Annotated in this window: 18 protein-coding genes; 13 read left to right on the top strand and 5 right to left on the bottom strand. The window is 40.5% G+C overall.

Annotated elements, in window-relative coordinates:
* The first annotated feature begins 182 nt into the window (after window positions 1-182).
* Entirely contained in the window at window positions 183-1,169 is a 987-nt protein-coding gene (locus AACZ88_RS13400; RefSeq protein WP_339711178.1) for a ThuA domain-containing protein, read from the top strand.
* Entirely contained in the window at window positions 1,170-1,562 is a 393-nt protein-coding gene (locus tag AACZ88_RS13395; RefSeq protein WP_339711175.1) for a DUF2721 domain-containing protein, read from the top strand.
* A gap of 235 nt (window positions 1,563-1,797) precedes the next feature.
* On the opposite strand, the gene AACZ88_RS13390 is transcribed toward AACZ88_RS13395, so the two are convergent.
* Both AACZ88_RS13390 and AACZ88_RS13385 read right to left on the bottom strand, forming a co-directional pair.
* A complete protein-coding gene (locus tag AACZ88_RS13390; RefSeq protein WP_339711173.1) occupies window positions 1,798-2,778 on the bottom strand; it encodes a succinylglutamate desuccinylase/aspartoacylase family protein in 981 nt (326 codons plus the stop codon).
* An 18-nt stretch (window positions 2,779-2,796) separates the two neighbouring features.
* A complete protein-coding gene (locus AACZ88_RS13385) occupies window positions 2,797-3,696 on the bottom strand; it encodes a RimK family alpha-L-glutamate ligase (RefSeq protein ID WP_339711171.1) in 900 nt (299 codons plus the stop codon).
* Window positions 3,697-4,144: 448 nt separating this feature from the next.
* Between AACZ88_RS13385 and AACZ88_RS13380 the strand changes: the two genes are divergently transcribed.
* From AACZ88_RS13380 to AACZ88_RS13330, 11 genes are all read left to right on the top strand, one after another.
* A complete protein-coding gene (locus tag AACZ88_RS13380) occupies window positions 4,145-5,050 on the top strand; it encodes a helix-turn-helix domain-containing protein (RefSeq protein WP_339711169.1) in 906 nt (301 codons plus the stop codon).
* A 472-nt stretch (window positions 5,051-5,522) separates the two neighbouring features.
* Window positions 5,523-6,233 (top strand): hypothetical protein, encoded by a 711-nt coding sequence (locus AACZ88_RS13375; RefSeq protein ID WP_339711167.1) that lies wholly within the window; start codon window positions 5,523-5,525, stop codon window positions 6,231-6,233.
* A 143-nt stretch (window positions 6,234-6,376) separates the two neighbouring features.
* Window positions 6,377-7,045, top strand: a complete 669-nt coding sequence (locus AACZ88_RS13370; RefSeq protein ID WP_339711165.1) for a succinate dehydrogenase cytochrome b subunit — start codon at window positions 6,377-6,379, stop codon at window positions 7,043-7,045.
* A 2-nt stretch (window positions 7,046-7,047) separates the two neighbouring features.
* Window positions 7,048-9,051, top strand: coding sequence for a fumarate reductase/succinate dehydrogenase flavoprotein subunit (locus AACZ88_RS13365; protein WP_339711163.1), 2,004 nt, complete (start codon window positions 7,048-7,050; stop codon window positions 9,049-9,051).
* Window positions 9,052-9,110: 59 nt separating this feature from the next.
* Entirely contained in the window at window positions 9,111-9,857 is a 747-nt protein-coding gene (locus AACZ88_RS13360) for a succinate dehydrogenase/fumarate reductase iron-sulfur subunit (protein ID WP_339711160.1), read from the top strand.
* Between the two features lie 123 nt (window positions 9,858-9,980).
* Entirely contained in the window at window positions 9,981-10,451 is a 471-nt protein-coding gene (locus AACZ88_RS13355) for a very short patch repair endonuclease (protein WP_339711158.1), read from the top strand.
* 93 nt (window positions 10,452-10,544) lie between these two features.
* Window positions 10,545-11,090, top strand: coding sequence for a type 1 glutamine amidotransferase domain-containing protein (locus AACZ88_RS13350; protein ID WP_339711155.1), 546 nt, complete (start codon window positions 10,545-10,547; stop codon window positions 11,088-11,090).
* 124 nt (window positions 11,091-11,214) lie between these two features.
* Entirely contained in the window at window positions 11,215-12,363 is a 1,149-nt protein-coding gene (locus tag AACZ88_RS13345; protein WP_339711153.1) for a methionine aminotransferase, read from the top strand.
* A gap of 194 nt (window positions 12,364-12,557) precedes the next feature.
* On the top strand, window positions 12,558-15,443 hold the full coding sequence (locus tag AACZ88_RS13340; RefSeq protein WP_339711151.1) for a T9SS type A sorting domain-containing protein: 2,886 nt from the start codon (window positions 12,558-12,560) through the stop codon (window positions 15,441-15,443).
* A 220-nt stretch (window positions 15,444-15,663) separates the two neighbouring features.
* The gene (locus AACZ88_RS13335; RefSeq protein ID WP_339711149.1) at window positions 15,664-18,684 is read left to right on the top strand and encodes a choice-of-anchor Q domain-containing protein; all 3,021 of its coding nucleotides are present in this window, start codon (window positions 15,664-15,666) and stop codon (window positions 18,682-18,684) included.
* A gap of 651 nt (window positions 18,685-19,335) precedes the next feature.
* Complete coding sequence (locus tag AACZ88_RS13330; protein WP_339711146.1) at window positions 19,336-21,126, top strand: carboxypeptidase-like regulatory domain-containing protein; 1,791 nt, start codon at window positions 19,336-19,338, stop codon at window positions 21,124-21,126.
* Window positions 21,127-21,178: 52 nt separating this feature from the next.
* On the opposite strand, the gene AACZ88_RS13325 is transcribed toward AACZ88_RS13330, so the two are convergent.
* The 3 genes from AACZ88_RS13325 to AACZ88_RS13315 form a co-directional block, all read right to left on the bottom strand.
* Window positions 21,179-22,945, bottom strand: a complete 1,767-nt coding sequence (locus tag AACZ88_RS13325) for a carboxypeptidase-like regulatory domain-containing protein (RefSeq protein ID WP_339711144.1) — start codon at window positions 22,943-22,945, stop codon at window positions 21,179-21,181.
* Between the two features lie 61 nt (window positions 22,946-23,006).
* The gene (locus AACZ88_RS13320) at window positions 23,007-23,660 is read right to left on the bottom strand and encodes a CoA transferase subunit B (RefSeq protein ID WP_339711141.1); all 654 of its coding nucleotides are present in this window, start codon (window positions 23,658-23,660) and stop codon (window positions 23,007-23,009) included.
* A gap of 12 nt (window positions 23,661-23,672) precedes the next feature.
* Window positions 23,673-24,374, bottom strand: a complete 702-nt coding sequence (locus AACZ88_RS13315; RefSeq protein WP_339711138.1) for a CoA transferase subunit A — start codon at window positions 24,372-24,374, stop codon at window positions 23,673-23,675.
* Window positions 24,375-24,502: the final 128 nt, after the last annotated feature.

The following is a 24,502-nucleotide window of genomic DNA, read 5'->3' as shown; positions in this document are numbered from 1 at the left end:
CTAGGAACGCTACTGTTGACTATTTTACGATTAAGAAAGGCAGTCAAAAAACCAGAAGGTATTAACAACCGTAATTTGTGAAGTTAAGAATCAGTCAACGCAAGCCTAGATGGTTTTAGCCACAAGCATCTTCATGAATCGTAGAATTTTTAACTATATTGAAACCGTTAAAAAATGACTTCATGAAAAAATACAGCTTGTTCATCGCGATAATAGCATTGTTTGCGTGCACATGGGTTTATTCGCAAAACCGATCCAAAAAATCTTCTAAAATAATCAAGACACTTATTATTGATGGTCAGAATAACCACAACGAATGGCCCAAAATCACATATATGTTAAAAAGCCAAATGGAAGATACCGGGCTGTTTACGGTCGATGTAGAACGAACAGCTTTTACCTGGAAAGGCGATGATTTTTTAAAGGCATACGCTATTGATGGTATGCCGGAAAGCCAAAGTCTTGACAAACCGAAACCAGACCCGAACTATAATCCCAATTTTTCAAAATACGATTTGGTTATTTGTAACTTCGGTTGGAATGCGGCGCCCTGGCCTGAGAAAACAAAAAAGAACCTTGAAACATTTATTGCAAACGGTGGAGGTTTAGTCGTTTTTCATGCGGCCGATAATTCTTTCCCTAAATGGGAGGCTTACAATAAAATGATCGGTCTTGGCGGTTGGGGCGAACGTAACGAGAAAGACGGCCCTTACGTTTATTATAACGATCAAGGCAAACTGATTCGCGACGCTTCCCCTGGTAAGGGAGGGGCACATGGGCCGCAAAGTGAATATCAGATTCAAATACGTCAAACCAATCATCCGATTACAAAGGGAATGCCCTTAATTTGGATGCACACTAAAGATGAACTTTACAACAGTCTTAGAGGACCTGCGGAAAACATGACAGTTTTGGCCACGGCTTATTCCGATACAGAAAACAAAGGAACAGGCAGACATGAACCAGCGTTAATGGCCTTGACCTATGGCAAGGGTCGGGTTTTTCACAATATTATGGGACATGTCGACTACTCGGTACAATGCGTCGGGTTTTTGACAAGCATGCTTCGGGGGTCTGAATGGGCCGCTACAGGAAAGGTTACCCAAAAAATTCCCGAAGATTTTCCAACAGCTACTACATCAAGTTCTCGTACTTTCGAAAAGAATTAAATGGAACTATCGCTTAGCATTCCCGCCTTACTTTTTCCGGCCATTTCATTAACCATGCTGGCCTATAACGCACGTTACTTGGCAATTGCCGCACTTATTCGGCAGTTGCATCAAAAATTTCAGGAAACCGAATCGCCCGAAGTCGGCCTTCAAGTAAGAAAATTGAGAAGAAGACTATCGATAATTAAAAATATGCAGGCCGTCGCCATACTCAGCTTTTTACTGGCCGTAATAACTATGTTTCTAATTTATGTAGAACTAAGGTTTTGGGCCAATTTAATATTTGGCGTCAGCTTGTTGGCCCTAATGATTTCATTAATTCTAAGCCTTGTCGAAGTACAATTGTCTACAAAAGCGCTTTCCATTCAATTAAAAGATATGGACACTCCTTAACTAACCAATGTTTCGGGTTTCCGACCACCTGGTCGCTTATCTTCTGTCTCTTTTGTCATTCTGAATAATCGGCCATCGACTTTGAACACTAAACCTCGATTATATGTCAGAATTGCAAGACTATTTCCATCAAAAACCAATTAACAGACCAGATGGTCTATTATTGATTTTGTTCGTTCGCATTTTAAATATAAAAAACGTTTGGCGTAACAACGTGTTCCAGTTAAATTTTAGACTATTGAAGAACTTTCCCCACGTGAAAGAGTGCATCTCCTTGATTGACCACGGCCTGGTGATTTATACAAATCACATATGCATCAAAAGGAGCTTTTATTTTTTTAGCTTTTTTGGCATATGTATCGGAAACCATACCAAGTGTCTGTCCCTTTTTGATTTTACCACCATTGGTTATTTCAGGAATAAACATTCCTGCAGTTGGCGCACGTAACCATTTGCGATCGGAAAGTGAAATTGTTCCACTTCGTTCAGCATATTGCGGCTCAAGTTTGTTGACCATGTCAAAATGGGCAAGCACATTCAAAATACCCTGCATACCCGCTAAAATAGCACAGTTGTCAAAACGCATACTTTCACCCGCTTCAAAGACAATGGTAGGTATGCCCAGACGATATGTAATATTTCGGAAAGAACCCTTTATCAACCTCGAGGAAAAGGAAAAGGGTGCCGCAAATATTTCTGCCAATTTTTTACTGTTTTCATCTCCCTTGGTATAACGCACCTGAGGAAAATTATGATGCTGCCCTCCACCAGTATGCAAATCAATTCCAAAATCAATCTGCGGAAGAATCTCGGAGGTGTAATGGTAGGCCATTCTACTGGCCATTGAACCCGATTTGGTTCCTGGAAAACTACGATTGACATCTTTGCCATCAGGCACGTCCCTAGAAAAATGAATAAATCCAAAAATATTGAGAATGGGAACGGCGATTACCGCACCCCGCGCTACGCGAAAGCGTTTCTCGTGTAACATGCGTCTCACAATTTCAACACCGTTGACTTCATCACCATGTAACCCTGCCTGAACCAGTAAGTGCGGGCCGGGTTTTTTAGCGTTGAACACATAGACCGGAATATCGATCAACGTACCGGTAGGCAGCCTATCAATACTAATTTGCAATAATCTGGAATTTCCTGGAGAGACCGTTTCCCCTCCTATAATAATATCTTCACTTTTTCTCAAAGATTGAAACTGCATATGACAACCGCTTAAATTCTACTTTTTTCTTCTCTTGCTCTTACTCCCATTCCTTTCAACATACCATACAATTTCGCGTGCCACATTAACTCCAGTAGTTGCTTCAATACCTTGTAAACCAGGAGAGGCATTGACCTCAATAAGTAACGGGCCCTTTTTTGACCGTATCAAATCTACTCCTGCCACACCCAAGCCTACGTATTTTGCAGCGTTCAACGCCATACTTTTTTCTTTGTCTGATAATTTAACTTCTTCCGTATTCCCGCCTCGATGAAGGTTTGACCTGAAATCGTCTACAGTACTACGGCGTTTCATACTCGCTACCACTTTATCTCCTACTACAATAATGCGTATGTCTTCCCCATTACTTTCTTCAATAAATTTTTGAACAAGAATACTGGTGTCCATTTTATAAAAGGTGTCAATAATAGACTTTGCCGATTTTTTGGTCTCGGCCAGAATCACTCCCAATCCCTGAGTGCCTTCTTGTAACTTAATCACTACTGGGGCACCGCCCAGTAACTTGATTTGTTCTTCAATATTATCGGGGTTAATCGAGAATAAGGTTTCGGGTACCGGAATGCCCCTATTCGCCATAATCTGTAACGTACGAACTTTGTTACGGGCATTTATAATACTGGAAGAACGCGCCGAACTGAACACCTTGTTCATTTCAAATTGCTTTACAATTGCAGCGCCATGCCGTGTAACTTTTGTACCGATTCTAGGAATAATCGCATGAAACTCGTTGGTGATGTCTTCATCCCCCAAATAGATTTTAGATTTTCCCGAACCAAGTTTCACCGCACATTTGGTGTGATCTATTTGTTCGACATAATGGCCTAATTCTTCAGCCTCTTGCATTATCCTTCTTGTAGAATAGACATTCATGCTTACAGAAAGAAGACCAATATTCATTATTTAACCGAGTGCTTTTTTATTTAGGAATATGAATATCGGTTAAAAAACGGAATATGCCGAGTCTAGAGGTAAAAATTATCGAAAAGACTCCGCTTTTGCCATCTATACATCATGTAATGAAAACCATACTCTTTTAGGGTCAAAAAATACAACTAATGTGAAATTCTACGTCAAGCTATTTCACTTAATGAAGCTATTGCTTGTTACATTTCTTTTATACCCTGTTACATATGTGCTACGTTTCCTATTCTTCACTAGCTACCTTTATTATGAAATTAAGTTCACGACTATCATTTGGGTCTGTAAGCGACAGATAACGGCATATGGTACAAGACCAAATTGTCGGCATTCTTTATTTAGGGCCCATTTTTTTTTAAAAGGAGTAACTGTTTCCAAAGTTCAAGTGAAGGAACATAAAAAAGTATATCAATAGGGATTATTATTGATGAAGAATCATACGACATACCGTCTAGATAAAATAATGGCGATCAGTTTTTTCTCCATATCACTCCGCAATAAGGAATCGGTGGAAGAGGTACTATGGGATATTACCACGAACGTCATACATCAACTAGGCTTCGTGGATTGTGTCATTTATAGGTTCGATAGGGAAAAAGAACTTCTCCTCCAGTGTGCCGCCTACGGACAAAAAAATCCTTCGGATACAATTATCCATAACCAAATTTCAATTCCGCTTGGCGATGGTATTGTTGGAAGTGTGGCAAAAAACAAGAAAGCAGAATTGATTCAAGACACCTCAAAAGATCCCCGTTATATTGTTGACGACGAAAATAGACTTTCCGAAATATGCGTCCCCATTCTTATAGGCGATAAGTTATTTGGAGTTATTGATTCCGAACATCCGGAAAAGCATTTTTTTACCGAAAAGCACCTATATTTATTAACGATTATTGCGGCCTTGTGCGCCCAGAAAATAAAGGAACTGAGTAGTCGTTCCAAAAATACCTTTACACCCGATAATATTTATTTTAAAAAGTTGCAGCACCTTATGCGGTTCGATAAGATTTACACAAATTCTGATCTCAGTTTGAGCATGGCCGCAGCGGTATTGGGTATATCATCCGGGTATTTATCAAGTATGGTGAATGCAATCAGCAAAAGAAGTTTTATCGACTATATCAACGGCTACCGTATAGCCGATGTAAAACGAAATTTACACTCCAAAGAATATGAACACTATACCATTGTATCCGTTGGTCTAGAAGCTGGTTTCAATTCTAAATCCGCATTCTATAACGCCTTTAAAAAACATACGGGTATCACACCTTCCCAGTTCAAGGAAAACCAAGCTATATCAGCGCCTCACGCTATTCGGGACCGATCTGCCTGAGGTAGCTCCCACCTTGCACTTCGTTTTATGTAAGCCACTGGCAGTTAAAGCAAGCCCCCCAAAACGAAAATCATAAAATGTAAAAAAATACACCTAAAATACCTTTTTATGCGCTTTTGTAAGAACGGTCGCAAATCGATTACAGATGAACCATTTTCGATTTTAAATGGCATAAATTCAACACATAACCCTGTATATCAGCGTTCTATATTGCGTCCTATTTCTTTGGCTCTTAAATATTCAGGACATTCATATCTCGAATAGCTCTTAGGTTTGTACCAGTGTAAAGTTGAAATGATGTATAGGGCAATCGACTCCGATAGGTATTGAGATCGGGCTAGAAACGAACAAAATCTCATGGTGATAGTTACAGAATTATTTTTAACGAAGTGGTACCGTAAAAGATGCATTGGATGATGCAGCTGTCTTAGCTTGAATTAGCACTAGTATTAATCCACAAAAATCAAAGATTATGAGAGCAAAACTGAAATTGTCACGTAAATTTTTCGCCACTCTTTTAATGGTAACTCTAATTGTGGCCTGTTCAAAAGATGACACCGTTGGTCCACAAGGGGAACCAGGTATACAGGGTGAGCAAGGCCCCAAAGGCGATAAAGGTGATCCGGGCCAAGATGGTGCGGCAGCCAATCAAGGTGAACAGGGGGAACAAGGACCAAAAGGTGATCAGGGCGAACAAGGCCCGGAAGGCCCTAAGGGTGAACCTGGCAATGATGGGCAAGATGGTGCAACCGGAACCGCCAATGTCATTTATTCAGACTGGATTCCTTCTGACTTCCCAGAAACAATCGATGACTCTTTTGAGCAATGGGAAATGTTTGCTCCAGAGTTGACCCAATTGGTACATGATACCGGGGTAATACTAGTATTTGCCCGGCAGGGTTCGTTCATATATCCCATTCCGAACACTTTCTTCGGGAGCATCAACGAACACTATGAATTTCGTCTTTTTGATATAAACGATGACCTTATAGCCGTACGGGTGTTCTCTACCAATAATCTAGATATTGGCGCCCCTCATCTCAATGGCGATTATCGTTATGTCATAATCCCAGGGGGGATACCGTCAGAAACTGGCCCGCAAATCGATTCAAAAACAAAAGTTCTAGACTATTCGAAAATGAGCTATGAAGGGATCGCCGAGCGGTTTAACATTCCAGATTAGGCCATATAACGATGTTTAAGAGCAAATTGTCAACTAGATTAAAATGGGTCTAAATATGATACTAATCCTCTGCAAAGTTTGTTAAAGCCGAGGCTATGGACTAATTTTGTCTGCATTCATTTTTAACTCCAACCTAATCTACAATGAGCGGATTGATAAAATCTTCGATAGCCCGAAAAGTCGTCATGGCCTTATCGGGACTTTTTTTAGTCTTCTTTCTCGGACAACATTTTGTAATAAACATAACCTCTGTTATCGCTCCCGATACCTTTAACTCTTGGTCTCACTTTATGGGTTACAACGGCTTGGTGCAGTTTATTTTACAGCCTATTCTGATTGCTGGGGTTATTATCCATTTTGTTATGGGCATCAGGCTCGAACTTCAGAACAATAAGGCGAGGGCAATAAAGTATAAAAAGTATAGCGGTGGGGCAAATGCATCTTGGGTATCCCGAAATATGATTATTACCGGCTTGGTGGTTCTTGCATTTTTAGGGCTTCACCTATATGATTTTTGGATTCATGAAATAGACTACAAATACCTAACGGGCAACACAGAGGACCCTACCCGATATTATGAGGAAACCGTTGAAAAGTTCGAGCCTTTTTGGCGTACCATTTTATATGTAATCTCCTTTGTCTTGCTGGCCTTACACCTGTGGCATGGTTTTGCCTCCTCTTTTCAGAGTATGGGGGTTAATAACAAATACACTCCCGGTATCAAAACCTTCACCCAGATATATGCAATAGCCATCCCGTTGGGATTCATTTTTATTGCCTTATTCCATCACTTTAACCCGATAACACACTAATTATGGGCATATTGGATTCAAAAGTTCCATCAGGGCCATTGGCCAATAAGTGGACTCAACATAAAAACGACATTAACCTTGTAAACCCTGCCAACAAACGCAATATAGATATTATCGTTGTAGGTACTGGCCTTGCCGGTGGTGCGGCAGCTGCAACCCTAGCCGAATTGGGTTATAACGTAAAGACCTTTTGCTATCAAGATTCACCGCGTCGTGCGCATTCCATTGCCGCACAAGGTGGAATTAATGCCGCAAAAAACTACCAAGGCGATGGGGACAGTAATTATCGATTGTTCTACGATACTATAAAAGGAGGTGATTATCGTTCAAGGGAAGCCAACGTATACCGTTTGGCCGAAGTGTCAGGAAATATTATTGACCAATGCGTAGCACAAGGTGTTCCCTTTGCACGTGAATATGGCGGATTATTGGACAACCGTTCTTTTGGAGGGGTGCTTGTGTCTCGAACTTTTTATGCAAAAGGTCAAACCGGACAACAGTTATTATTGGGTTGCTATGCAGCCATGAACCGTCAAATCAACAGAGGAAAAATTAAACCGTTCAACCGTCATGAAATGATGGATCTTGTGCTTGTCGACGGAAAGGCGCGAGGTATCATCGCCCGTGACTTGGTTACCGGTCAAATCGAACGCCACTCGGCACATGCCGTTGTTTTGGCTACTGGTGGCTATGGCAATGTTTTCTTTTTGTCTACAAATGCCATGGGAAGTAACGTAATGGCCGCTTGGCGAGCACACCGAAGAGGCGCATTCTTTGCCAACCCCTGTTACACACAAATACACCCCACATGTATTCCTGTATCTGGAGAACATCAATCGAAATTAACATTGATGTCAGAATCGTTGCGAAATGATGGCCGTATTTGGGTACCCAAACGACTTGATGATGCGAAGGCGATTCGTGAAGGTAAATTGACACCGATCCAATTAAAAGAGGAGGATCGGGATTATTATTTGGAAAGACGCTATCCTGCCTTTGGAAACTTGGTGCCTCGCGATGTTGCATCAAGAGCTGCTAAAGAACGCTGCGATGCCGGTTTCGGGGTTAACAAAACAGGGGAAGCCGTTTATCTTGATTTTGCCTCAGCGATTCAGCGGTATGGTAAAGAACAAGCCATGACACACGGTATAAAAAATGCCGATGATAAAGAAATTACCAAATTAGGAAAAGAAGTTATTGAGGCTAAATATGGGAATCTTTTTCAGATGTATGAAAAAATCGTAGATCAAAACCCATACGAGACCCCAATGATGATCTACCCTGCCGTACATTATACTATGGGTGGCCTTTGGGTCGATTACAACCTACAAACCACCATTGAAGGTTGTTACTGTGCCGGGGAGGCTAATTTCAGCGATCACGGTGCTAACCGATTAGGAGCTTCGGCATTGATGCAAGGCTTGGCCGACGGCTATTTCGTATTGCCCTATACCATTGGCGATTATCTTTCCAAAGACATTAGAACTGGGGAAATACCAACAGATTCCCCTGAATTTGATGCGGCTGAAAATGCAGTTACTGAAAGATTGGAGAAACTTATGGGCGGCAAGGGCCTACATTCCGTCGACCACTACCATAAGAAATTGGGTAAAATTATGTGGAACAAATGTGGAATGGCGCGAAACGCAAAAGATTTGCAGGAAGCTATTTCAGAAATTTCCGCGCTGCGTGCCGATTTTTGGGAGAACGTAAAGATTCCAGGAAAAATGGAGGGGATGAACCAAGAACTCGAGAAAGCAGGACGAGTAGCCGACTTTTTAGAACTAGGTGAGCTTTTTGCCAAAGATGCCTTACATCGCAATGAATCATGTGGTGGGCACTTCAGGGAAGAATACCAAACTCCGGAAGGCGAGGCCCTGCGCGATGACAAAAACTTTAAATATGCAGCGGCTTGGGAGTTTAAAGGCGAACCCAAAAATGCCGTCTTGCATAAAGAAGATTTGGTTTACGAGAATATAGAATTGAAAACACGAAGTTATAAATAGTTTATGGTGATTGTTTACGCATATACAAATAGCAATCAACCAACAACAAAACAAAAACTATGAAACTAAACCTAAAAATATGGCGCCAAAAAGACGCCAAATCCTCCGGCGAACTTGTTGACTATGTCTTAAAAGATGTAGAAGGAGATATGTCATTTTTGGAGATGTTGGATGTTCTTAATGAAGAGCTCATAAACAAAGGAGAAGAACCCGTTGAATTCGATCATGACTGCCGTGAGGGTATCTGTGGCACTTGTTCCCTTCAAATTAATGGTGAACCACATGGCCCGGATCGCTTGGTGACTACTTGCCAATTACATATGCGCAAATTTAAAGATGGTGACACTATAGTTATCGAGCCCTTTCGTGCTACCGCATTTCCCGTAATCAAAGATTTAATAGTAGACCGTAGTGCTTTTGACCGCATACAACAATCAGGTGGGTATATTTCGGTAAACACCTCTGGAAATACCGTCGATGCCAATGCAATTCCTATTGACAAACATGATGCCGATAAGGCGATGGACGCCGCGACCTGCATAGGTTGTGGTGCTTGCGTTGCCGCATGTAAAAATGCCAGTGCCATGCTTTTCACCTCGGCTAAAGTATCTCAATTTGCTTTATTGCCTCAAGGACAGATAGAGGCTACAGAACGTGTTCAAAGTATGGTGCGACAAATGGATCTTGAAGGTTTCGGAAACTGTACCAATACCGGTGCATGCGAAATCGAATGTCCTAAAGGAATTTCCTTAGAAAACATTGCCCGTATGAATCGGGAATATTTGAGTGCCACTTCAAAAGGATAGATCAGGTTTTTCGGAGTCAAATCGTATTGCCGAATAACATAACCTTGTATACCGACTCTAACGGAACGTAAAAAATCCCAAAGTCCAAATGATGGATTTTGGGATTTTTTTGTATTTTAAACTATGTCCAAAAAGTATTCCGAAGAACGCATTAAAGTCCCTCGCTTCAATGAAGAATCAGGGTTTTACACTACCCCTGAACGATCTAAAATCATGGGAAAAATCCGAGGAAAGAACACCAAGCCCGAATTGGCTTTTCGAAAGGCCTTATATGCTTCTGGATACCGTTATCGTGTCGACTACAAAAAATTGATTGGCAAACCCGACATTGTGTTAAACAAATATAAGACCGTAATCTTTATTGATGGCGAATATTGGCACGGTTATAACTGGAAAGAACGAAAACCCAAAGTAAAAACAAATCGTGAATTTTGGATTGCAAAAATCGAACGTAATATGCAGCGTGACAGCGAGGTGAACGCAGCATTGGACCGGTTGGGCTATAAAGTTTTTAGATTCTGGGAAACCGAAATAAAAAAAGAACTCGATGAATGTTTGACAAAGGTCATCGAGCATTTACAATCGTATCAATAGAGCAAAAATCAACTTGTTTTCCGTCAACCTATCCCATGTGTTGCTTGTATATTGCTACTAAATTATATTAATAATCATTAAAAAATAACACCTATGAAGAGGATAGCAATTTTAGCTACAAATGGATTTGAAGAAAGTGAATTAAAGTCTCCAAAGGAAGCCATGGAGCAAGAAGGCTTTAAAGTGGATATTGTAAGTCTTGAATCTGGAGAAATTAAAGGCTGGGCCAATGGAAATTGGTCTAATTCGTATACAGTCGATAAGACCATAGGCCAAGTAACAGCTGAAGATTATAATGCTCTGATGTTACCTGGTGGTGTCATCAATCCGGATAAATTAAGAAGGGAAGAGAAGGTATTAACTTTCGTTCGAGACTTTTTTAAGCAGGAAAAGCCCGTAGCGGCCATATGTCATGCTGCCTGGACACTTATAAGCGCAGACGTCGTCAAAGGTCGTAAGATGACCAGTTTTAATTCTATTAAAGACGACTTAGTAAATGCCGGTGCAAACTGGGTAGATGAAGAAGTCGTTGTAGACCAAGGATTCGTAACCAGTAGAAACCCCAACGATTTACCCGCATTCAACTCAAAATTGATTGAGGAAATTAAAGAGGGAAAACACGAAGAGCAACATGCCTAGATTGTATAAATAAAACAATTTGAGATAATTATCCCCGGCGCTGTTGCCGGGGTTTTTTTATGGCCAAACGCATCGATGTTTTCGTACTTTTATCAAATTCATCCGATTTACAACGTCGTTGCATATGAAAAATATTTCCTCTAAACTTCCGAACGCAAAAACCACCATTTTCACAACAATAGGCAACTTGGCCAGACAGCATAATGCCATCGACCTTTCCCAAGGGTTCCCGAATTTTGAAGCCGATTCGAAATTAATGCGATTAGTAACCAAAGCAATGAGCGATGGATATAATCAATATGCTCCGATGTTTGGATCATTTCCGTTGCGCGAAGCCATTGTTCAAAAAATAAAAGCACTTCATGGTAAGAGCTACCATGTCGAAAAAGAAATCACCATTACCGTAGGTGCCACACAGGCAATATATACTGCAATTACTGCATTTGTAAATCAGGGCGATGAAGTTATTGTATTCAAACCCGCGTATGATTGCTATGAACCGGCAATAGCGATTAATGGGGGCGTATCAATTTTAGTAGAAATGAACGGGGATCGCTTTAAAATAGATTGGGAGAAATTTCGGGTCCGAATAACGCCCAAAACCAAAATGGTAATAATAAACACCCCACACAATCCAAGCGGAACCCTTCTTTCAAAAAATGATATGCTAGCGTTACAGCAAAGTCTTTTGGGTACCGACATTATTCTAATTAGCGATGAAGTTTACGAACATATTGTTTTTGACGATTTAACACATGAAAGTGTCTCTCGTTTCCCAGATTTAGCATCTCGTAGCATTGTCTGTGGTTCTTTTGGCAAAACTTTTCATGTGACGGGATGGAAGGTAGGTTACTGTGTCGCCCCAGCCGAATTGATGCAAGAATTTCGAAAGATTCACCAATTTAATGTATTTAGTGTAGACCACCCGACGCAACGGGCCTTGGCCCAATACCTCCAAGAACCAAAGCACTATTTAGAATTATCTGACTTTTATCAAAAAAAAAGAGACTATTTTATAAATGCCTTGAACCAGTCTTCCTTTAAGGTACTTCCCTCCCAAGGTACCTACTTTCAACTATTGGACTATTCAGCATTAACCGACGAAAATGATGTAAGCTATGCCCAAAAACTTATCACCAACCACAGGCTGGCTTGCATTCCCATCTCAGTCTTTAATATCGATCAAAAAGACAACCAAAAACTTCGATTTTGCTTTGCAAAAACACAAGCTACCTTAAAAAAGGCCATTAACATTTTAAATTCGTTAAAGTGAACATAAAACGAAGAATTTTCGCACTTTGTCGATTTTTTTGTCCGTATAACGATTTTTTTTGTTGCATTTCGTCGAGTTTAACTCTTTTTTAAGACTTTTTTAAGATAATTGGGGAGCCTTTTAAGGCATCTTTGCCGCGGTTTTGAGATTTCATTACCAATCAGTTAGACTAATACCCCCAATATTTGCCCTAAATGACGAAATTTTTACTTACCACATTTTTCTGTGCAATTCTTATTGTTTTTTATACGCACCTACCTGAGACAGCGAACGGCTCTACCACTATCAAATCGAATAGTTACTATCCAAACCCTCCAATACCTACCATAACACTTTCCTCTAAAAAAGCTTTTCCCACCGCCGAAGGATATGGCAAATATGCCACTGGTGGAAGAGGCGGAAGAATAGTTGCGGTTACCAATCTTAACTCAAGTGGTTCGGGAAGTCTGGATGCCGCCCTCAAGATGACCGGTCCTAGAATTATTGTTTTCAAGGTATCAGGGACGATAACCCATAGTGGAGGCAACTATCTCGATATTCCTTATAGCGCTGGAAACGTTACGGTTGCCGGCGAAACAGCACCTGGCGATGGTATATTGATAAAAGGTGGTGAAATACGTATTAGTGCCTCAAATGTTATTATTCGAGGATTGAGAATCCGGCAATCAAGTTCAAGTACAGGAAGTAATGAGGATTGCATCAACATATCGGCCTATAATGGAACCCATATCGAAGATATAATCATTGACCATTGTAGTCTGAGCTGGGCAAGGGACGAAAACCTATCACTTGTTGGAAATTTTTCGGGCTCGACCATCAAAGATGTTACGGTTCAAAATTGCATAATTGCGGAAAGCAATTATGGCCTTTTAAGCTATAAGAAAAATGAAAATATCTCTGTATTTAGAAATCTTTTTATACATAATAGGGAAAGAAATATAAGAAGCAATCACCCACAGTCTTCCAAATTACAATATGAAATGGTCAATAATTTGGTCCATGGCGCACTATGGAGAACGAACACTAGTCTTGGCACAAAATTCACAGTGTTAAATAATAAGTATAAGGCCTCTAGTCAAGTAAGTTCTAAAGGTTCCACTTCTGTAAATGGAGAAAGTGATGGAACCGGGTCGACATCAAATACCCATGCCTATATTAAAGGAAACATTCAAATTTCAGGGCAAGGGCAATATAGCTCCAACCTTTCCCCTTACATCAAATCTTCACCTTATAAAACCTCAGGGCTTGTTGGTTCGGCCATACCTGCATCGGAAATAGAGAGTAGCTTATTGCCGCATGTAGGTGCTAGCTTTTCGAATCACGATGCTGTAGATAGCCGACTTATTAATCAATATAAAAATGGCAATGGGGGATCGGCGAGTAGTGGTTCCTTCCCTAGTATCAAAAGCGGATCAGCCCCAACAGACAGCAATAACAACCATATACCTGACAGTTTTGAATCATCACATAGTATCACTTCTAGTAGTCAAGTAAAGGAAAGCTACAACTTTGGAAGTTATCAAGTAATCAATAACGCGGGATATTCTGCCCTAGAAATATACTTGGCCTACTCCGCAGGGGATTTTGACCGTATGGAGAAAGTTGGCGGTACCGAAGAAACAGGTAAAAACTGTACAGAAACCATTACACCAGAATATAGCTTGGACGGGGCTTGGAACCATGGATCCACCAATCTGAATGTAGAAGAGGGCACCGATGTTACGTTAAGCATGTATCCCAATGGTGTAGGGGTAACGATCAAACTTCCGAACGGAGCTACAGTTGGTGACAATTACGACCTGGGCAAGGTGACCACTGCCGATAGTGGCGCCTATTTGTTAACCTCAGAAGATGGGTGTCAAACTACGTTGAACTTAAGTGTTGGTTCTAGTGGCAATGACGCTAATGACAATGGTTGTGCAGCAGGAACAATTGTTCCTGAATATCGATTAGACGGTACTTGGAACAGTGGTCAAAACAGTCTAAATGTCGATGAGGGAACCGACGTTTTACTAAGTATGATGCCTAACGGAGTTGACTTAAGTATTAAATTGCCTAACGGTTCCATCGTTGGAGACAACTATTCACTAGGCAAAGTCACCTCGGAAGACAGCGGCACCTACGTAATCACTTCGGAAGACGGTTGCCAAACAACCTTGAACTTAAGCGTAGGAGATTCAGATAATAATAGTAGTGATGGCTCGAACAACACAAATTGTTCAACAGGGTATGTTATTCCAGAATATAGGTTAAACGGTGTTTGGGCCAGCGGAACAAGCAATTTGAATGTTGGTGAAGGAACCGATGTTGTACTTAGTATGCTGCCCAACGGAGCGGACCTTAGTATTAAGCTCCCAAATGGTTCGACCGTAGGAGACAACTTTCATTTAGGCCGTGTGACCTCAGCAGATAGCGGAACCTACATTATTACCTCTGAAGAAGGTTGCCAAACCATCTTGAATTTGACCGTAGGCGATGAGGTTATCAATACCTGCCCAGCGGGTAATATTATTCCAGAGTATAGATATGACGGATTATGGAGAAGTGGCGACAGCAACATTAGTGTGAGCGAAGGAGAAGATTTGACATTGAGTATGCTTCCCAACGGGGTCGGGCTAACCATTAAACTACCCAACGGTTCTATCGTTGGCGACAATCATACCCTTACAAACATAAGCGCAGCCAACAGTGGAACTTACTTACTAACCTCAGAAGATGGTTGCCAAACCGTTATAAATCTTTCTGTTGAACCCAAAGGAACTTCATTGAAGGTCCGATTTAACCCTGAAGAAGCAAATGCAGCAGCGCAAGATTATTTAACCTTACAAAATGCAGTTGATGAGCTTACGGTATATCCTAATCCGGTGCAAAGAGAAATTAATGTATCCATACCAAATCATTCCAATTACACGACCTATAGGTTATTCAACACCTCTGGTATTTTGATTAAGGAAGGAACAATTGAAACCGGTGAAAGCAATTTTGCCATAAACGTTTCAAAAGCACAAAAAGGCTTAATCCTTCTAAATGTAAGTAATGACAATGGTGATAGTGAATTTTTAAAAGTTTTAAAAAAGTAAAAGATACTGAAGGCTTAGTAACATTTCAAACTCCCCCATTTTATAAACAGATATAAATCAATTTTTGGGAATGCCCCAATAAAATACCATTTTAAAATTTGAAGAAATTACAGCGTTAGCTATTAAATAAACCCATTTTCAATTCATAAATCGATTTTAATTAAATAAAGAAAAGCGCCCCACTTTTTTAAACTATTAATCTTTCTAGAACACTAGTACCATGACCTACAATAAATACGTTTTAACCCTACTTATTTTATCCGTTTCTTTTTTTCAATCACTAACAGCTCAGAGCAAGACTTATTATATAACCACAAGTGGAAAATCTAGTAATAGCGGACTCTCGGAAGCTTCTGCCTGGAACTGGGACGCTGCTGTTGACAGAGTTCAGGCTGGAGATGTAGTATACGTTAAATCTGGAAGCTATAATGTATCCGGCCTCTGGTTCAAGCAAAGCGGCACAAGCTCTAAACCTATTGTTTTTAGGGGATACACCTCTAGTCCAGGCGATATCTCAAGCAAAGCCTATGGCACAATGGATTACGGAAACTCAATAAATTCAATCGGTTTCCCGGTAATAAAACCAACCAATTCCAGTGATTCATACGCAATCTTTGTAGGAGGTAATTATATCGAACTTCATAATATTGGGTTTAACGATCCGTATGGAAGGGCAGGTTATGCTGTACTGGTACAAGGAAATAACAACAAGCTCGACAATCTTGCGTTCTCCGATCTAAGTTTAGATACAAAAGGTTACCAGGGGTCTTCAGTTTATATCAGAGGAAATAATAATACGGTTAGCAATTGTTATGGTGAAAATTCGGCATATGCATTTATTTTTATCGATCCACATACCTCTTCAAAAGGAAATAACAATACCATAAAGTACAATGAATATCGTAACGATGACACGAGTCGTCAGACCGATTATTATCTTACGACCCGCTACAAAGGAAACGATTCAAATACAGCCGCCAATAATTCCTTTGAAAACAATAGAATTTATCGTTTGCACAGTGGTTCCCATAACGGCCATGGTCTATCTAATGGAGGTGGCCGAAACAACACTTGGAAAGATAATCTTATCTATAGAACCATTATAGAGGTACGATATCCCAGTTCATCGGGAGCAGTTTTTGAAGGTAATAGTATGACTGGCTCCGATGACAACCAAGTTACAATTGAAAACGGGGCGACCAATATAACCTTGAAAAACAACTATCTCGAATGCGACCATGCTGCACTGCTATTCATAGTTAAGGGATATAATCCAATGGTTTCCTCAGCGAGCCCTAATAACATCAAAGTCTTTAACAATGTATTCAAAGGTGGTCGTCGAATTGTCTCTTTTGGCGAAGGAAGTTACGAAACCACGACAAGCAAGAATATTGACATTTACAATAATGTTTTTGATGGGCAGTCTGGAGGTATACGCTACTATAACTCAGGAACCTCAATGAATTTTAAAAATAATATTGTTATTAATTCCACCTCAAAGAAATGGGCTACAATAAGTTCAGGGAGTATATCGGTTGATGGCGATAACAATATCTTTCATAATAATTCTTTTACAACACCGACTACCGGCTTTTCAAGTACGAAGAATACCAACCCGTTATTCACCAATTCAGGAACCCAATCCGCAAAATATAAGCTAAAAGCGACCAGCCCTGCCATAAATGCAGGAGTAGCCTATTCTGCACGTTCCACTGATTTGAATGGTAATTCATTGGTTTCAACACCTGACATAGGCCCGCACGAATATCAAGGTTCCCAGAACAGCAATAACAATAGTAACGGTTCTTGCACTGTTATTCCAGAATATAGTCTGAATGGGGTTTGGCAAAACGGACAAACCAATCTGAACGTTGCCGAAGGCACGAATGTTATATTAAGCATGATTCCAAATGGAATAGGACTCTCTATCAAGCTTCCAAATGGCAAAACGGCAGGAGACAATTTTAAGCTCGGCGAAGTTACGACAGCTGATAGCGGGGCATATGTGTTGACCTCTGCAACTGGGTGTCAGACAACCCTAAACTTGACTGTTGGAGATCCCGGTAGTAGTGCAAAAGATGATTGCCCTTCAGGCGATATTACTCCAGAATACCGCTTGAACGGGTCGTGGGCCAGTGGCCAAAAGAGCTTAACAGTGGCTGAGGGTACAGATATTGTTTTGAGTATGCTCCCAAATGGAAAAAACCTCACCATAACCTTGCCAAATGGCTCGACCGCAGGTGACAATTACAGGCTCGGTAAGGTAACGGAAGCCGATGCGGGAAGCTACATAATTACCTCTGAAGATGGATGTCAAACCACTTTGAACCTGACAGTAGGAAACTCAACCGGTGGCAATGACAATAGCAATTCCGGTAACGACTGTCCTTCAGGAAACATTACTCCTGAATATAGTTTAAACGGGTCTTGGCAGAGTGGCCAGAATAATCTTAGTCTGGCCGAGGGTACTAGCGTAATATTGAGTATGATTCCTAATGGAGTTGGACTGACTATTAAACTCCCCAACGGATCAACCGTAGGGGATAATTATCGGCTTGGAAAGGTAACTTCTGCAAATAGCGGGGCTTATATACTCACTTCTGCAAATGGCTGCCAAACGACCTTAAACTTAAGTGTCGGCGGATCCTCCTCTGGTAGCAATTCGAACAACAATAGTTGTTCGACGGGAATAACATCGGAATACCGGGTTAATGGTGTATGGGGAAGTGGAAGTAGCAGCATCACAGCCGTAGAAGGAAAAGATGTAACCTTTAGTATGCTTCCTAATGGCATCGGGCTTACTGTTAAACGACCCAATGGTTCTACAGTAGGCGACAACTACAGAATTCAAAATTTAACTTCTTCCGACAGCGGTACATATGTGTTGACCTCGGCAAATGGCTGCCAAACCAGCGTTTACCTTACTGTAAGCCCAAAATCAAGTTCGTTTAAGGCCCGGATAGGAGAAGGAATCTCGACCGAACCCGAACTTGAAAGTTCGAAAATATCGGTATATCCAAACCCAGTGCAAAGAAGTATGAATGTTACGTTACCAGCAAATGCTTCTTATACCCAGTTTGCTTTGTATACGCTATCTGGCGTTATGATAAAACAAGGCGCTATCGATTCGGTAGGTAACAGTTTTGCCGTTGATGTTTCCAGTGCCCCGAAAGGACTGTTATTACTCAATGTTATGGATGAAGAGGGGAATACGGAGTTCATAAAAGTGCTAAAGGAATAAAGTTTTGCATATAGGGAATTTCCCCGATGTGGTGCAATAAAACCATTGTTAGGTGACCACATCGCTTCTCTTGACCAAATTGGCCGAGAACGAATTAAAACAAAAAAGGAACGACTATAGATTAGTCGTTCCTTTTTTAAATTTTGTTCAAAAACTGTTATAGCATAAACAGCTTTCTTGCCAACATTACGATTCCACTTAAAAAATCGTTTTTGTACACTTGAATCTCTTTTTCGGTTGAGGTGTGGTTAATTTGGGCTTCCATAGTTAAGTATATTTTTAAAAATTCTGATTTGGGGGTCCAATGATATTGGAGACTTCTAATTAATTACAAGATAAATATACACTGAAGAGGGCAAGGTTCGAAATTAATGTTGTGAACGGTTCTCTTTGTGTTGTAAAAGACGTATTTCAAAAAAGTATCGAATAGATCTCCACCATCTTATTAAATGTGCACGTTAAAAATAGCAGGGGTAGGACTTTTATCAATAACCCGACCCTTTTCCATAGGCCCACAGACACAACCACTACATAAAAAATTTGGGCACACCCTTTTTGACGAACCTTGTCAATAAACCTCCGATTAAACCACACCTCACAAATAAAACGGTTATTTTAGTGTAGCAATACATTTGGGAAGAAATTAGTGGTATGAAAAAAATCATTTTTCTTTTAATCATCATCATTTGCACAAAAAGTATGGCGCAGTCGAAAATAGAAGGGTTTATTTATGACGAGACGACAAATGATCCATTGCCCTATTGCACGATAAGGATTTACGGTACAAAAACCCAATATACCATAGCAAACGAAGATGGTAAGTTCGCGGTCGACAGCGATTTTTATAAGGATTCGTTAGAAATAAGACACTTAGGGTTTAAACCAAAAAAAGCAGCGCTATCTTATTTCGAGAAAGAGTCCAAACTTTATTTAAAAATGGATGTTTCTGTGTTGGACGAGGTTATTCTAACCGCCGGTGAAGCCAAAGATTATCCCTATAAATTGTTGGACAGGATTATAGCCGTGTACCGAAAGAGCATAAATACAACGGCCAGCAAGGCCTTTTTGACCATGAATTCCTCTACAAGAAATATTCCTATCGAGCAAGTAGAGGGTTTCTACAATAGCGAACAAAATTTAGCTAAGGGCATTTTAGAACTCCGGGTCAAAAGTGGCCGGTTTGGCCAAAACAAATCGTTCCCGTTCTATAGCTTGGACAACACTAAAATTTTAAGTGACTTTCAGCTTTTTGGGACCTCAAAGCAAATATTTCCCGATTATCCGGGCAATCTGACTTCTAACGCCATTCAAAGAAAATACGATGTGAAAATTGATGACTGCATTACCTGTGGCGAGAAGGAGGTATCTCTTTCATTTTCGCCTAAAGAGGCCAATGGCAGATTGTTTCATGGAAAAATGTTGGTAGATCCTCAGCTTTTGGTGGTCAAAAAAATTGAACTTTGGACCAACGACCCCATAACAAAAGCATTGACTTCAATCAATGAAGATGTTGTCTTGACCCCCAAGGAAATTCTGCTCAACATTGTTTTTAATCCCATGGACCTCGAAAAAATACAGTATCTGAACCTTACCTTTAGAATGGGCTATGAATCCAAAAAGGTTTCTGAGACCATTAATTCCCAAACTTTTCTATACTTCTTTGACTACGACACTTTTTTTAAAGACCCCTATTTCACCAAGACGATTCCTTTTAACAACGACTATGACAAAATGATTGCCTTGCGGGCATCCGACGATTTCTGGGAGACCAACTACCAATTCCCTAAGAGTATCAGCGAAAACAGGTCGATGGATTTTATGAAAAAAAATGGGTTCCTGATTAATTATGATAATTACATTCCACTAGATGACTTAAAATATACAAACCCCACAGTTCTTTCTTGGCAAAACGAAAGACGGCTTAAATGGAAACATATAGATGATATGTCTTCGAAAGAAAATGAAAACGACGGGATAAATACTAACCCAGGAAAAGATTTAACAACAGGCAAAGCCTACGATACACCGTTTGAACAACTACAAAGCAAAACTTCTCGAAATAGCAAAGCCAATATCAATATTTGTTATGTTGTGGATAGCTATAAAGATGAAAATGGGATCGAAAAAATGCTAAGCCGAACTTTGTTGGATATTAATTCTTCTCGATTCAGCGAAGAGCGCGCAAAGAATAAGTTGGTCTATTATAATATTATTTTTGATATTTATGAGGTGTATAGGCAATTGGGAGCTTCCCGGATTACCGAGAATATGACCTTTGATGAAGTAAAATCAGTTTATGACGAAATGCACGTTGGAGCCTCATCCGAAGTAAAAAAATTTAAAAAGGAAACCCGTCAGGGCAATGACTACAAGAGCTTGTTAAAATGGAACAACCGGATAAAAGCCAAATTGAATATTGACAATTTCACTTTAGTACCATAGACATCCTAATAAGGAATAATCTCTCCCAAATTTTTCCCTAAACATACAATATTTAATCACTAACCATAGTATTCGATTGAGTGTTTACGGTGAGAAGGCCCGTAACCTCATATTCTGGTGTCAATTTGAACAATCGTAATATCTTGCGCTGGGTAGGAAGTCCATAGTCAAAAAAAGTCGATATATGTAAATAGGTAGGATCTTGGGCCGTTCCTTTATAATGCTGTAGATTCAACTGCCATTCGCCTGTTTTGTCATCGTCAAGAAAAAATTGTGTGCTAGCATACCCCCTAAGTGCTTGCCCTTCTTGCATTTCATTTAGCTTCCCAGTATTTTCCCAAGTATCGTACATTGATTCAGGGTTTACAATTTGAAATCCTATACTAATTTTAGGGTTGCTCCAAGCTGCAACAATTCGCGTTCTCGAAATTTCAACCCCTGCCTCGTTCTCCAATTTTTTCCAACTTATTTTTTCTTTTCGGGCTTGCAGGTTGTTAAGGGATTCAATAGTCATCATTAGGTCTGCTCCATATTTGTCGAAGGCAATACTACTCCTATTCCTGACTTCCCGGTAGCTCTCATAGACCATCGAGGCTTTCTTATTATCTCCTTTTTCAGCATAGGCATTCGCTACATCACAATAGGATTGAGCGACCGACGAATCTAACTTCAAAATTTCTAGGAACAGATCTAAAGCTTTATCCTTTCTCCCCAAAATATCATATCTGTATGCCAGCGACCTTAATACTGTACTATTTTCCGGAAAGCGTTGATGAACCTGCTTAAGTAGCTTATCTGAAGTCTTGTAATCTTTCCAACGTTCCCTAAAATAATAAGCCAAATCTAAAAAAAAGATCGGGTTTTTAGAGTAAAGTTCTATGTCCCTTTCCAATAACCCCTCTGCTTCCTCTGCGGTGGTGGTCTCTATATAAGCTTCCATGTAATCAGGAGGTTTTGGCACATAATACCTTTGGTCTATAAACAGTTCGCTTAGACTGTCATGCAAAACGGAATTATCATAACGCTCGTCTACCCCAAATTGGTTCATTTGGGTCGTGGCCTTGGTGTTGACTACAATAACACCTCCGGTACCCCTTGGCCCATATCTGGTAATCGCTGCATTGCGCTCGAGTATCGCTACACGGTCTATATCGTGTGCTGACAGATATGTTGGCGCGGTCTCTTGTATAAATCCATCTACATCAAAAATAGCTTTCGGAGGTATATCCAGTTCATCATCAAGGGAAGTATAAACGATTCTGAACAAATACACCTCAACATCAGGGGCAAAAGGGGGTCTAACGACCCTCATATTAGGACTAAGGTTCTTTAAAGAAGATAAAAAATCAGGTCCAGTAGCCACCAATTCTTTGCCACTGATTACCCGCAAGGCCGATGAAGAACGATCCTTGTTTAAAACACCCATTGAGGTTTTTAAAAGATTTGGATTTTCGGGAAATTCGGCCAAAATGTCCTTTTGGGTTTTTCGTTTCCTTTTCCCTACGGTCACTTCATCTAATTCAGTTGCCCTTGGAGATAAGACAATTTTAAGTTCTTCCTCCGTTTCTGGCACGGTAATTTCAACACTACCATATCCTAGGGCGGATATTAGCAAAACCTCCTTGGTAAGTACTCTTAACGAAAACCACCCGTCACCATCTGTTTGTGTTCCGCGGTCGGTACCTTTTAGCAAAACGTTTACATTAGGAATCGGTGTTTCCCATACATCGGTCACCTTGCCTGAAATGGTCTTTTCAGAAGTTTGAGCGTAAAATGGTACTACAAACCATAAAACTAAAAACGCCGACCAATTTTTCATATTCGTTTGATAACACAACCTATTTATGGGATAGTCCCGATAAAAAAGTTCCTATTACCTGTTATAGTTGCATTTCGGGCACCTCACCATCAAAAAACAAAGTGCCTTCGGTAGCTTTTTGTATCTCTTCCACAGAAACTCCGGGTGCTCGCTCTAGCAATTTAAACCCACGAAGGGTTACCTCTAAAACGGCCAAATTTGTCACGATTTTTTTTACACAGCCCACGCCCGTTAAAGGCAATGTACACTTCTTAAGCAATTTAGAGTCTCCCGCCCTGTTGGTATGCAACATGGCGACAATAATATTTTCGGCAGAAGCCACCAAATCCATAGCCCCTCCCATTCCTTTTACCATTTTACCGGGTATTTTCCAATTCGCTATATCTCCATTTTGAGCAACTTCCATGGCGCCCAAAATAGTCAAATCTACATGCTGCCCCCGAATCATTGCGAAACTGGTCGCAGAGTCAAAAAAAGAAGCCCCTGGCAAGGTCGTAATCGTTTGTTTACCGGCATTAATAATGTCTGCATCTTCCTCTCCTTCGAAAGGAAATGGCCCCATACCCAATACACCATTTTCACTTTGGAATTCGACATCGATGTCATCGCGTACAAAATTGGCAACCAAAGTGGGGATACCTATGCCTAGATTCACATAATACCCGTCTTTGACTTCTTGTGCTATTCGCTTGGCGATTCCGTTCTTATCCAACATGGTTCGTTAATATCAGTTTCTTTGACGTACGGTGCGTTGTTCTATTCGTTTTTCATAACTCTTTCCTTGAAAAATTCGTTGGACAAATATACCGGGTACATGAACTTGGTTAGGATCCAATTCCCCTGCGGGAACCAATTCTTCTACTTCTGCGACCGTTACCTTTGCGGCACCACACATGCATGCATTAAAATTACGGGCCGTCCCCTTAAAAATTAGATTTCCGGCTTCGTCACCTTTCCAAGCTTTTACAAAGGCGTAATCGGCTTTAAAAGCTTCTTCGAGCACATACATCTTACCATTAAATTCACGCGTTTCTTTACCCATAGCCACTTCGGTTCCGTAGCCTGCCGGTGTAAAAAAAGCGGGGAATCCTGCCTGGGCAGCCCTACACTTTTCTGCCAGCGTTCCCTGCGGCGTTAATTCAACATCAAGTTCCCCATTTAACATCTGGCGCTCGAATTCTTCATTTTCACCAACATAGGATGAAATCATCTTTTTTATCTGGTGTTTTTTCAGTAAAAGTCCCAATCCAAAATCATCGACCCCGGCATTATTGGATATACAGGTCAGGTCTTTTGCTTCGGAGCGTACTAACTCCGCTATGATGTTTTCAGGAATACCACATAGACCAAACCCCCCTAACATGAATGTCATGCCATCTTTAACACCCGCTAAGGCATCTTCAACACCAGAAACTGTTTTATGAATCATATCCCTGAAATTTTAGTATTACAAACGTTTCTTGCACGTCTTCAAAATACTATTTTTTTTGCAACCCATGAAGTAAAAACAGAATTAATCAAGAGTCTAAAATAGTTATACGGAATGGAAAAAAACCA

The organism is uncultured Kriegella sp. (genome assembly GCF_963975415.1).
GTDB lineage: Bacteria > Bacteroidota > Bacteroidia > Flavobacteriales > Flavobacteriaceae > Kriegella.
The sequence above is the reverse complement of the archived record's forward strand: the minus strand, read 5'-3'. Positions and strand labels throughout refer to the sequence as shown.

What these genes read in the sequence shown, in the direction of transcription:
- AACZ88_RS13350 (WP_339711155.1), top strand. Translation starts at nt 10,545, where the DNA reads ATGAAGAGGATAGCAATTTTAGCTACAAATGGATTTGAAGAAAGTGAA.
- AACZ88_RS13385 (WP_339711171.1), bottom strand. Translation starts at nt 3,696, where the DNA reads ATGAATATTGGTCTTCTTTCTGTAAGCATGAATGTCTATTCTACAAGA.
- AACZ88_RS13395 (WP_339711175.1), top strand. Translation starts at nt 1,170, where the DNA reads ATGGAACTATCGCTTAGCATTCCCGCCTTACTTTTTCCGGCCATTTCA.
- AACZ88_RS13320 (WP_339711141.1), bottom strand. Translation starts at nt 23,660, where the DNA reads ATGTTGGATAAGAACGGAATCGCCAAGCGAATAGCACAAGAAGTCAAA.
- AACZ88_RS13340 (WP_339711151.1), top strand. Translation starts at nt 12,558, where the DNA reads ATGACGAAATTTTTACTTACCACATTTTTCTGTGCAATTCTTATTGTT.
- AACZ88_RS13390 (WP_339711173.1), bottom strand. Translation starts at nt 2,778, where the DNA reads ATGCAGTTTCAATCTTTGAGAAAAAGTGAAGATATTATTATAGGAGGG.
- AACZ88_RS13365 (WP_339711163.1), top strand. Translation starts at nt 7,048, where the DNA reads ATGGGCATATTGGATTCAAAAGTTCCATCAGGGCCATTGGCCAATAAG.
- AACZ88_RS13345 (WP_339711153.1), top strand. Translation starts at nt 11,215, where the DNA reads ATGAAAAATATTTCCTCTAAACTTCCGAACGCAAAAACCACCATTTTC.
- AACZ88_RS13370 (WP_339711165.1), top strand. Translation starts at nt 6,377, where the DNA reads ATGAGCGGATTGATAAAATCTTCGATAGCCCGAAAAGTCGTCATGGCC.
- AACZ88_RS13335 (WP_339711149.1), top strand. Translation starts at nt 15,664, where the DNA reads ATGACCTACAATAAATACGTTTTAACCCTACTTATTTTATCCGTTTCT.
- AACZ88_RS13355 (WP_339711158.1), top strand. Translation starts at nt 9,981, where the DNA reads ATGTCCAAAAAGTATTCCGAAGAACGCATTAAAGTCCCTCGCTTCAAT.
- AACZ88_RS13380 (WP_339711169.1), top strand. Translation starts at nt 4,145, where the DNA reads ATGAAGAATCATACGACATACCGTCTAGATAAAATAATGGCGATCAGT.
- AACZ88_RS13360 (WP_339711160.1), top strand. Translation starts at nt 9,111, where the DNA reads ATGAAACTAAACCTAAAAATATGGCGCCAAAAAGACGCCAAATCCTCC.
- AACZ88_RS13330 (WP_339711146.1), top strand. Translation starts at nt 19,336, where the DNA reads ATGAAAAAAATCATTTTTCTTTTAATCATCATCATTTGCACAAAAAGT.
- AACZ88_RS13375 (WP_339711167.1), top strand. Translation starts at nt 5,523, where the DNA reads ATGAGAGCAAAACTGAAATTGTCACGTAAATTTTTCGCCACTCTTTTA.
- AACZ88_RS13315 (WP_339711138.1), bottom strand. Translation starts at nt 24,374, where the DNA reads ATGATTCATAAAACAGTTTCTGGTGTTGAAGATGCCTTAGCGGGTGTT.
- AACZ88_RS13325 (WP_339711144.1), bottom strand. Translation starts at nt 22,945, where the DNA reads ATGAAAAATTGGTCGGCGTTTTTAGTTTTATGGTTTGTAGTACCATTT.
- AACZ88_RS13400 (WP_339711178.1), top strand. Translation starts at nt 183, where the DNA reads ATGAAAAAATACAGCTTGTTCATCGCGATAATAGCATTGTTTGCGTGC.